The 9,096-nt window shown below is 66.7% G+C and carries 7 protein-coding genes; 1 reads left to right on the forward strand and 6 read right to left on the reverse strand.

What is annotated here, in order from left to right; translation table 11 throughout:
• Positions 1-136 precede the first annotated feature (136 nt).
• From Q1W26_RS18605 to Q1W26_RS18620, 4 genes are all read right to left on the reverse strand, one after another.
• A complete protein-coding gene (locus Q1W26_RS18605; RefSeq protein WP_300443172.1) occupies positions 137-2,140 on the reverse strand; it encodes an acetyl/propionyl/methylcrotonyl-CoA carboxylase subunit alpha in 2,004 nt (667 codons plus the stop codon).
• Positions 2,141-2,220: 80 nt separating this feature from the next.
• Positions 2,221-3,009, reverse strand: a complete 789-nt coding sequence (locus Q1W26_RS18610; RefSeq protein WP_300443173.1) for an enoyl-CoA hydratase/isomerase family protein — start codon at positions 3,007-3,009, stop codon at positions 2,221-2,223.
• A gap of 37 nt (positions 3,010-3,046) precedes the next feature.
• Positions 3,047-4,654, reverse strand: coding sequence for a carboxyl transferase domain-containing protein (locus Q1W26_RS18615; protein ID WP_300443174.1), 1,608 nt, complete (start codon positions 4,652-4,654; stop codon positions 3,047-3,049).
• Positions 4,655-4,670: 16 nt separating this feature from the next.
• Entirely contained in the window at positions 4,671-5,843 is a 1,173-nt protein-coding gene (locus tag Q1W26_RS18620; RefSeq protein ID WP_300443176.1) for an isovaleryl-CoA dehydrogenase, read from the reverse strand.
• Between the two features lie 139 nt (positions 5,844-5,982).
• Here Q1W26_RS18620 and Q1W26_RS18625 point away from each other — a divergent pair, with 139 nt between their 5' ends.
• Entirely contained in the window at positions 5,983-7,044 is a 1,062-nt protein-coding gene (locus tag Q1W26_RS18625; RefSeq protein ID WP_300443177.1) for an AraC family transcriptional regulator, read from the forward strand.
• Here the strand turns inward: Q1W26_RS18625 and fdhD are convergent.
• Both fdhD and Q1W26_RS18635 read right to left on the reverse strand, forming a co-directional pair.
• Entirely contained in the window at positions 7,041-7,865 is an 825-nt protein-coding gene (gene fdhD, locus Q1W26_RS18630) for a formate dehydrogenase accessory sulfurtransferase FdhD (protein ID WP_300443179.1), read from the reverse strand. The genes Q1W26_RS18625 and fdhD overlap by 4 nt on opposite strands.
• Positions 7,866-7,870: 5 nt before the next feature.
• Positions 7,871-9,096 (reverse strand): molybdopterin dinucleotide binding domain-containing protein (locus tag Q1W26_RS18635; RefSeq protein WP_300443181.1); only part of this gene is annotated, 1,226 nt, incomplete at its 5' end.

Raw genomic sequence — 9,096 nt, forward strand, 5'->3', positions numbered from 1 at the left:
CTTCCAGCCAGGGCTTCACGGAGCTTGACGGGGATAACAGTATCTACCCGTGCTTTGGTCAACGAATGGCGCTTGATTTACGCGCAGGTGGGCGACTGAAGTCGCCCCTACAAGTCGCCCCTTGGCGCCCCGTTATTCAGGCCGGGGTGGCCTCGAAGTCGACCAGCTCGGCGCCGTCGCCCACCTGGTCGCCCACCGCAAAGCGGAAGGCCTTTACCGTGCCGGCGGCCGGGGCGGTGATGGTGTGTTCCATCTTCATGGCTTCGAGGATCAAGAGCGGCGCGCCCTTGTCCACCGTGGCGCCTTCAGCGGCGATCAGCGCGATCACCTTGCCGGGCATGGGCGCCAGCAAGCCGCCTTCGGCACCGCCGCCTTCGCCGCTGTGAAAGAGCGGATCGACCGCGGCAAACTGCCACGCGCGGCCGTTGCCGAACAGGTGGCGGCGCTCGCCGGCAACCACCACCGTGGCCGTGGTGCGCAGGCCGTCGAACTCGGCCCGCAGCAGGCCGCGGGGGTTGAGGCTGCCGCTCACGGTGCTGACAACGCCGTCGAGGGTGATGTCAAAGGCGCTGCCACGGTCAGTGACGGCGAGCATCTTCTCCACGTCGCCAAGGCGAAAGATCAGCGTGCGGCTGGCCGCGCTGTTGATGCGCCAGCCGTCGCGACGATGCCAGGGCGAATCCGGTTCCGGATGCCGGGCCGCCAGCTGACCGGCACGCTCCCGCTCGCGCAGCAGCTCGGCCAGGGCCACGGCCAGCCAGGCTTCGCGGGCGGGCTCGCGTTGCTCGGGAAAGAGGTAATCCTTCTCGCGCTCGATCAGGCCGGTGTCGAGGTCGGCATTGGCAAAGGCCGGGCAGGCGGTGAGCCGCGACAGGAACTCGATGTTGTTGGCCACGCCAACCACCCGATACTCGGCCAGCGCCTGCAGCATGCGGGCCAGCGCCCGGTCGCGGTTGACATCCCACACGATGAGCTTGGCGATCATCGGGTCGTAGAAAGGCGAAATCTCGTCGCCCTCCTCCACGCCGGTATCCACACGCACATGCATGCCTTCTTCGGGCGGCGCCAGGTGCACCAGCCGGCCGGTGGAAGGCAGGAAGCCCTTGGACGGATCTTCGGCATAAATGCGTGCCTCGAGCGCATGGCCATTGATGGCGAGCTGCTCCTGGGCCAGCGGCAGCGGCTGGCCGGCCGCCACGCGGAGTTGCCATTCCACCAGATCGAGGCCGGTGATCATCTCGGTAACGGGGTGCTCCACCTGCAGGCGGGTGTTCATCTCCATGAAGTAGAAGCTGCCGTCCTGGTTGGCGATGAACTCGACGGTGCCGGCGCCCACGTAGCCAACGGCCTTGGCGGCTTCGACGGCCGCCTTGCCCATGGCGGCACGGCGTTCGGGCGTCATGCCGGGGGCCGGGGCTTCTTCGAGCACCTTCTGGTGGCGACGCTGCACCGAGCAATCCCGCTCGAAGAGGTAAACCACGTTGCCCTGGGTGTCGCCGAAAACCTGGATTTCGATGTGGCGCGGGCGGGTGAGGTATTTTTCGACCAGCACGTGGTCGTTGCCAAAGCTCGATGCCGCTTCACGCTTGCACGACGCCAGCGCATCCAGAAAATCGGCGCTCCTTTCAACCAGCCGCATGCCCTTGCCGCCACCGCCCGCCGCCGCCTTGATGAGCACCGGGTAGCCGATGGCGTCGGCCTGCACGTTGAGAAAGCCCGCTTCCTGGTTGTCGCCGTGGTAGCCGGGGGTGAGCGGCACACCCGCTTTTTCCATCAGCTTCTTGGCTTCGGATTTCGAGCCCATCGCGCGGATCGCCGAAACCGGCGGGCCGATGAAGACGATTCCGGCCGCTTCGCAGGCATGGCAAAAATCTTCGTTCTCGGACAAGAAGCCGTAGCCCGGGTGAATTGCCTGCGCGCCGGTTTGCCGGGCCGCGGCGATGATGCGCTCGATGACGAGGTAGCTCTCACGGGCGGGCGCCGGGCCGATCAGCACGGCTTCGTCCGCCAGGCGCACATGGCGCGCGCCGGCGTCGGCCTCGGAATACACGGCAACGGTCTTGATGCCGAGGCGGCGGGCCGTCTTGATGACCCGGCACGCAATTTCGCCGCGGTTGGCGATCAGGATCTTGTTGAACATTTTGTCTCCCGTTTTTCTGTAGGAGCGACTTCAGTCGCCCGCTTATTCGTTGATCGAGCACCGGCTAGGCGACTCTGCAGTCACCCCTGCACCCAGGCTGCCGGGCGCTTGTCGAGAAAGGCGGCGAGGCCTTCCTTCGCTTCCGGCGTGCTGCGCAGGGTGGCAATGCGGCGGGCGGTGTCTTCGACGAGTGCGTCTGTGATCGGCTGATTGGCCACGGCGCGGATCAGATCCTTGGCTGCGGCCTGTGAGCGGGGGCCGCCCTGCAAGAGCGCGGTAACCACTTCCTGCACCGCGGCATCGAGTGCGTCGGGCGCAACGGCCTCGTGAGCCAGCCCGAGCTCCACGGCGCGGGCGGCGGAAATCCGCTCGGCGGTCTGAAAGTAGCGCCCCGCCTGACGGGCGCCGATGGCGCGCAGCACGTAGGGGCTGATGGCCGACGGAATGATTCCGAACTTCACCTCGGAGGTGGCGAACACCGCGCCCGTGCCGGCGATGCAGATGTCGCAGGCCGAAGCCAGCCCCATGCCGCCGCCCAGCGCGGCACCATGAACGCGGGCGATGGTCGGCTTGTTCATTTCGGCCAGCGTGCGCAGCATGCCGGCCAGCTTGCGGGCGTCCTGCAGGTTTTCCTCGACCGAGGCATCGGCGGCGCGGCGCATCCAGTTGAGGTCGGCGCCAGCCGAAAAGCTCTTGCCACGGCCGGCCAGCACCACGACGCGCACCGATTCGTCGGCATCCAGTGCCCCGCAGGCGGCGGTGAGTTCGGCAATCAACAGCTCGTTGAAGGCGTTGTGGACGTCCGGACGGTTCATCCAGATCGTCGCCACACCGCCGTCACGGGCAATTTCCAGGGTTTCAAAGTTCATCGTGCAGTCTCGCTTTCCGTGCGTGCCTGTGGGCCAATCACATGCGGAACAGGCCGAACTTGGTCGGCAGGATCGGCGCGTTGAGGCTGGCCGACAGGGACAAACCCAGGATACGGCGGGTTTGCGCCGGGTCGACCACGCCGTCGTCCCACAGGCGGGCGGTGGCGTAGTACGGGTGGCCCTGGTCCTCGTATTGCTGGCGGATGGGCGACTTGAAGGCTTCCTCGTCGTCCTTGCTCCAGCCGCCGCCCTTGGCCTCGATGCCGTCGCGGCGCACGGTGGCCAGCACGCTGGCGGCCTGCTCGCCGCCCATCACCGAGATGCGGCTGTTGGGCCACATCCACAAGAAGCGCGGGCTGTAGGCGCGGCCGCACATGCCGTAGTTGCCGGCGCCAAAGCTGCCGCCGATCAGCACCGTGAGCTTGGGCACCTGGGCGGTGGACACCGCCATCACCATCTTGGCGCCATCCTTGGCGATGCCCCCGTTTTCGTACTTGCGGCCCACCATGAAGCCGGTGATGTTCTGCAGGAACACCAGCGGCACGCCGCGCTGGGCGCACAGCTCGACGAAGTGGGCGCCCTTCTGGGCCGATTCGCCAAACAGGATGCCGTTGTTCGCAATGATGCCGACGGGCATGCCGTAAAGGTGCGCAAAGCCGGTGACCAGCGTGGTGCCGTAGCGCGCCTTGAACTCGTCGAAGCGGGAGCCATCGACGACGCGGGCGATCACTTCGCGCACGTCGTAGGGCTTGCGGGTGTCCGACGGAATCACGCCGTAAAGCTCGGCCGGATCGTAGATCGGCTCTTCGGAATCCAGCAGCTTGAGGCTGACGGGCTTGATGCGGTTGAGCGTGCCGACGATGCGACGGGCGATCGAGAGCGCGTGGGTGTCGTTTTCGGCCAGGTGATCGGCGACGCCGGAAACACGGGTGTGCACGTCGCCGCCGCCGAGGTCTTCGGAGCTGACGACTTCACCGGTGGCGGCCTTCACCAGCGGCGGGCCGCCCAGGAAGATCGTGCCCTGGTTCTTGACGATGATGGTCTCGTCGCTCATGGCCGGCACGTAGGCGCCGCCGGCGGTGCACGAGCCCATCACCACCGCGATCTGCGGAATGCCCTCGGCCGACATGTTGGCCTGGTTGAAAAAGATGCGCCCGAAGTGGTCGCGATCGGGGAAGACTTCATCCTGCCGGGGCAAAAAGGCACCGCCGGAATCCACGAGGTAGATGCACGGCAGCTTGTTTTGCTGGGCGATCTCCTGGGCGCGCAGGTGCTTCTTGACCGTCATCGGGTAATAGGTGCCGCCCTTAACGGTGGCGTCGTTGGCGACGATCATGCATTCGACGCCATTCACCCGCCCGATGCCGGTGATCACGCCGGCGGACGGCGCTTCGTTGTCGTACATGCCCAGGGCGGCCAGCTGGCCGACCTCGAGAAAGCCGGTGCCCGGATCGAGCAGGTGATCGACCCGGTCGCGGGGCAGCAGCTTGCCGCGGGCGCTGTGCTTGGCGCGGGCGGATTCGCCGCCGCCCAGCGAAACCTGGGCCGCTTTGTCGCGCAGGTCGGCAACGGTCTTGCTCATGGCGGCCGCGTTGGCCTGGAATTCGGCCGAGCGCGGGTTGATGGCGGATTTGATGACGGTCATGGATGGAGGCTCCGGCTCAGGCGGTTTCGGAGAACAGCTCGCGGCCGATCAGCATGCGGCGGATTTCGCTGGTGCCGGCGCCAATTTCATACAGCTTGGCATCGCGCCACAGGCGGCCAGCGGCGTATTCGTTGGTGTAGCCCACACCGCCAAGGGTCTGAATGGCCTCGCCGGCCATCCAGGTGGCCTTTTCGGCGGAGTACAGAATGGCGCCGGCCGCATCCTTGCGCAGGGTGCGGGCGTGGTCGGTGCGGTCACAGGCCTGACCGAGGGCATACACGTAGGCGCGGTTGGCCATCCAGGTGGAGTACATGTCGGCCACCTTGCCCTGCATCAGCTGAAACTCGCCGATGCTCTGGCCAAACTGCTTGCGGTCGTGGAGGTAAGGCACCACCACGTCCATGCACGCGGCCATGATGCCCAGCGGCCCGCCGCACAGCACGGCGCGCTCGTAGTCGAGGCCGCTCATCAGCACCCGGGTGCCGTTGCCCACGCCACCAAGCACGTTTTCTTCGGGGATTTCCACGTCGTCGAAGAACAGCGGAAAGGTGTTGGAGCCGCGCATGCCCAGCTTGTCGAGGTGGGTGCCGTGGGTGAAGCCCTTCATGCCCTTTTCGACGATGAAGGCCGTCATGCCCTTGGCGCCGGCTTCGATGTCGGTCTTGGCATACACCACCAGCGTGTCGGCGTCGCCGCCGTTGGTGATCCACATCTTGGCGCCGTTGAGCACGAAGCGGTCGCCCTTCTTGTCGGCACGCAGCTTCATGGAAACCACGTCGGAGCCGGCATTGGGCTCGCTCATGGCCAGCGCCCCCACGTGATCGCCGGAGATCAGCTTGGGCAGGTATTTTTGCTTCTGGGCGTCGCTGCCGTTTCTGCGGATCTGGTTGATGCACAGGTTGGAGTGGGCGCCATACGACAGGCCTACCGACGCGGAGGCGCGGGAGACTTCTTCCAGCGCGATGATGTGGGCGAGGTAACCCATGTTGGTGCCGCCGTACTCCTCGGGCGCGGTCATGCCGTGGAGGCCCAGGTCGCCGAGCTTCTTCCACAGGTCGGCCGGAAACAGGTTGTCCCGGTCGACGGCCGCCGCGCGGGGTGCGATTTCCTTGGCTGCAAAGGCCTGCACGGTGTCGCGCAGCGCTTCGATGGTTTCGCCGAGGTTGAAGTCGAGGCTGGGGATGTTCATGGGTTTGTCTCCTCCGTTTTTGTGGTTTGCCGACGGGCGCTGCGATCTTTTCAAGTGCCCCGGAGCGTAAGCGCTCGCGGGGCCTTGCGGGCGCCATCGTGGTTGCAAATCGTGCCACGAAAGTTATGATTCGTGGGCAATGAATTCACCGCTCAGAACATCATTCACCGGCCGTGCCGTCACGCCTATCGCCTTCATCCGGGCGATCGTGCTGGCCTATCTGCGCTACGGTGCAAACCCGGCCAGCGCGCTCGCCCGTGCCGGCATCGACCCGGGCCTGCTCAAGCAGCCGGAAGCCCGCATCACCGCCGCGCAGATGGAAATCATCTCCGGGCACGCCATGCAGGAACTCGACGACGAGGCGCTGGGCTGGTTTTCGCGGCGGCTGCCGTGGGGCAGCTACGGCATGCTGTGCCGCGCATCGCTGGGTGCCCCTAACCTGGGCGTTGCGCTCAAGCGCTGGTGCCGCCATCACCGCCTGCTCACCGACGACATCACGCTCTCGCTCGATGTCACCAAAACCGCCGCCACACTCACCCTCACCCCCCATCGTCCGCTGGGCGAGATGCGCGAGTTCTGCCTTGTCACGCTGCTGCGCTACGTGCTGGGCTACGCCTGCTGGGCGATTGATTCGCGCATTCCGCTGAACGAAAGCCGCTTCCCCTTCCCCGCGCCCGCCCACGCCGACGCCTACCCGCTGATGTTCCCGGGCCCGGTGCGTTTCGAGGCCGAGCTTGCCGGCTTCAGCTTCGACGCCCGCTACCTGGATTTGCCGCTGCGCCGTGACGAAGCGGCACTCCGCACCATGCTGCAGCGCGCGCTGCCGCTCACGGTGCTGCAATACCGGCGCGACCGCCTGCTGGTCGAGGGCGTGCGCCGTTTTCTGCGCGATCCTGCCAGCGGCGCAGCCACGGCCGAGCGGGTTGCCGAACACCTCCACGTGTCGGTGCGCACGCTGCACCGCCAGCTGCACGAAGAAGGCTCGTCGCTCCAGCAGATCAAGGACGAAGCCCGCCGCGACCGGGCGATAGAACTGCTGAACCGCAGCCAGCGCTCGATCAAGCAGATTTCGGCGCTGGTAGGGTTTGGCAACGAGAAGAGTTTCAGCCGCGCCTTTCGCAGCTGGACCGGCGTGCCACCGCAAACTTTTCGGGCGCGGAAGGTCGACGAAAGCGAGCTGCCGGCCGACGTGCCGGTTTAAATATCCGGCGCCGGAACGATCCGCTCTGGATGGGTGTAGATCGAAAATCCGTCCTTCCGCAGCCAGCCGGCCAGCGTCAGCCCGGCCGCCCCGGCGTTGCGCACGGCCAGCGCAGTGGGCGCCGACACGGCAGCCAGCAGCTCGATGCCGACACAGGCCGCCTTGTGCACCAGTTCGTGGCTGGCGCGGCTGGTGATCACCACAAAGCCGCTCGCCGTGTCGATGCGCCGCTGGGTGATGGCGCCGATCAGCTTGTCGAGGGCGTTGTGGCGGCCCACGTCTTCGCGCAGCAACTGGATGTCTCCGTCCCGCCCGACCCAGGCGGCGGCATGCACGCCGCCGCTTTGCCGGTGCAGCAACTGGGCGTCCGGCAGCCCGGCGATGGCCCGCTCCAGCGCGCCCGGGCTTACACCCAGGCGGCGCGGCACCGGTGCCACATCGAGAATCGCCCGGGCCAGGCTCTCGCGCCCGCACAGGCCGCAACCCGTGCGCCCCGACAGCTGCCGGCGGGTGGCCTTGAAACCCTGGAAGCTGCTGGCGGTGACGCTCAGCTGAAGCTCGATGCCAAGTTCGGTGGGCACGACGTCCACATCCAGCAAATCGGACGGGCCGGCGATAAGGCCTTCGGTGAGGCTGAAACCAAGGGCGAAATCATCGAGATCGGTGGGCGTGGCGAGCATCACCGCGTGGGAGATGCCGTTGTAGACCAGCGCCACGGGCACTTCCTCGACCACCGCATCGGCCTTCGCGCTCACCCGGCCGCCTTCGATGCGCCAGGCGCTCACCGCCATCAGCGCCGGCAGGTCATCGGCGGTGGACACGCCGCTCACTTTGGCAGCCCGGCGGGCAGCAGCGCGTGCTGCTCGGTGTCGGCACGGCTGAACTCGGCCTGCCAGCGGCTCGGCTGCTCGCCCAGTTCAACCTGCACGGCAGTCACCTTGTATTCGGGGCAGTTGGTGGCCCAGTCCGAGTTGTCGGTGGTGATCACATTGGCGCCGGAACCAGGAAAGTGGAAGGTCGTGTAGACGACCCCCGGCTGCATCCGCTCCGACACCCGGGCGCGCAACCGGGTGTCACCGGCGCGGCTGGCAATGAGAACCCAGTCGCCATCGGCAATGCCCCGGTCGGCGGCGTCGAGGGGATGAATCTCGAGGCGGTCCTCGTCGTGCCACACGGTGTTGGCGGTGCGCCGGGTCTGGGCGCCCACGTTGTACTGGCTGAGGATGCGGCCGGTGGTGAGAATCAGCGGATAGCGCCGGGTGACCTTCTCGGTGGTCGGCACGTATTCGGTGACGACAAAACGCCCGAGGCCGCGGGTGAAGGCGTCGGCGTGCATGATCGGCGTTCCGCCGGGCGCGGCGGCGTTGCACGGCCATTGCAGGCTGCCGGCTTCGTCGAGCAAGGCGTAGCTGACGCCGGCAAAGCCGGGCGTGAGCGCGGCGATCTCGTCCATGATTTCAGACGGGTGGCGGTAGTTCATCGGCACGCCAAGGGCGCAGGAAAGCGCCTGGGTGGCTTCCCAGTCGGCCTTGCCGCCCAGCGGTTCCATGACTTTGCGCACCCGCGAGATGCGCCGCTCGGCATTGGTGAAGGTGCCGTCCTTTTCCAGAAAGGACGCACCGGGCAAAAACACATGGGCGAACTTGGCGGTTTCGTTGAAGAAAATATCCTGCACCACCAGGCATTCGAGCTGGCGCAGCGCGGCTTCCACGTGGGAGGTGTTGGGGTCGGACTGGGCAATGTCCTCGCCCTGCACGTACATGCCCTTGTAGCTGCCGGACAGCGCGGCACTGAACATGTTGGGAATGCGGTAGCCGGGCTCGGGATCGAGGGCCACGCCCCAGCGCGCTTCGAACACGGCCCGCGTGGCCGGGTCGGACACCGGGCGGTAGCCCGGCAACTCGTGGGGAAACGAGCCCATGTCGCAGGAGCCCTGCACGTTGTTCTGCCCCCGCAGCGGATTGACGCCCACGCCCGGCCGGCCGATGTTGCCGGTCGCCATCGCGAGGTTGGCGATGCCCATCACCATCGTCGAGCCCTGGCTGTGCTCGG

The sequence above is a fragment of the Zoogloea sp. genome (assembly GCF_030157465.1).
Classification (GTDB): domain Bacteria; phylum Pseudomonadota; class Gammaproteobacteria; order Burkholderiales; family Rhodocyclaceae; genus Zoogloea.

What these genes read in the sequence shown, in the direction of transcription:
- Q1W26_RS18625 (WP_300443177.1), top strand. Translation starts at nt 5,983, where the DNA reads ATGAATTCACCGCTCAGAACATCATTCACCGGCCGTGCCGTCACGCCT.
- Q1W26_RS18605 (WP_300443172.1), bottom strand. Translation starts at nt 2,140, where the DNA reads ATGTTCAACAAGATCCTGATCGCCAACCGCGGCGAAATTGCGTGCCGG.
- Q1W26_RS18620 (WP_300443176.1), bottom strand. Translation starts at nt 5,843, where the DNA reads ATGAACATCCCCAGCCTCGACTTCAACCTCGGCGAAACCATCGAAGCG.
- Q1W26_RS18615 (WP_300443174.1), bottom strand. Translation starts at nt 4,654, where the DNA reads ATGACCGTCATCAAATCCGCCATCAACCCGCGCTCGGCCGAATTCCAG.
- Q1W26_RS18610 (WP_300443173.1), bottom strand. Translation starts at nt 3,009, where the DNA reads ATGAACTTTGAAACCCTGGAAATTGCCCGTGACGGCGGTGTGGCGACG.